The organism is Komagataeibacter kakiaceti JCM 25156 (genome assembly GCF_000613305.1).
This window is the reverse complement of the sequence record NZ_BAIO01000642.1, coordinates 1-1145: the sequence shown is the minus strand read 5'-3', so window position 1 is coordinate 1145 and position 1145 is coordinate 1. Positions and strand designations below refer to the sequence as shown.

1 protein-coding gene is annotated in these 1145 nt (G+C 66.7%); it reads left to right on the top strand.

Translation table 11 applies throughout. The features are described 5' to 3' along the window. Positions 1-1145: cell division protein FtsA (gene ftsA, locus JCM25156_RS17475; RefSeq protein WP_025814171.1), on the top strand; the 1145-nt coding region annotated here is incomplete at both ends.

Genomic DNA, 1145 nt, shown 5'->3' with positions numbered 1-1145 from the left:
CACCGATGAACGCCCCCCCACGCGCAGGCTGCGCACGGGGCCGTTCAGCGTGCTGGATATCGGTTCGACCAAGATCGTGTGCCTGATCGGGCGGGGGGAGCCCGATAACACGATCCGCATCCTCGGCCATGGCTGGCGGCGCTCCCACGGGGTGCGATCGGGCGGGATCGTTGACCTGCGCGAGGCGGAAAGCGCCATCCGCGCCGCCGTGGCGCAGGCCGAGGACATGGCGACGGAACGCCGGGACTCGATTTTCGTCAACCTGTCATGCGGCCATCCGGAAAGCCGGCACATCAACGCGCGCTGGCCCATTGGCGGGCGCGAGATCACGAAGACCGATGTCAGCCGCATCATCGCCGAAGGCCGCCTGCGCGCGGTATCGGAAGGGCGGTCGGCCATCCATACCCTGCCGCTGGATTACGCCGTGGACGACACGCAGGAAGTGCTCGACCCGCGCGGGCATCTGTGTGACCTGCTGTCCGCCCGGCTGCATGTGATCGACGCCAACACCACGGCCCTGCGCAACCTCGAGGCCGTCCTGTCGCGCGTGGAGCTCAAGATCGAGGGAATGGTCTCCTCCCCCCTCGCCTCCGGACTCGCGGTCATGAACGAGGATGAACGCAACCTTGGCGCCACGGTGGTGGACATGGGCGGCGGGACGACCTCCATCGGGGTGTTCGGTGAAGGGCGGCTGCTGCATACCTCCACGATTCCCGTGGGTGGCCTGCACATCACCCGCGACATCGCCCACGGGCTGTCCACCTCCATCGACAATGCCGAGCGGCTGAAGACCATGCACGGATCGGCCGAACTGCTGGGGGGGGACGACCAGGATTCCATCCTCGTGCAGCTTATCGGTGACAACGACCATCATTATGTCAGAATTCCACGCGCAAGGATTGTCTCGATCATACATCCGCGCGTGGAGGAAACACTGGAAATGGTAAGGGACAGGCTGGAAATGTCCGGCGTCGGCCCCGCGTCCGACGGGCGGGTGATCCTGACCGGCGGCGGCTCACTTCTGGAAGGGATCGGGCCGATGGCCGCGCGCATCCTGAACCGTCAGGTCCGGCTGGGCCGCCCGCGCCGCATTGTCGGCCTGCCCGAAAACGCGGCGACGTGGCCCATGTTCTCGACCTCCGCCG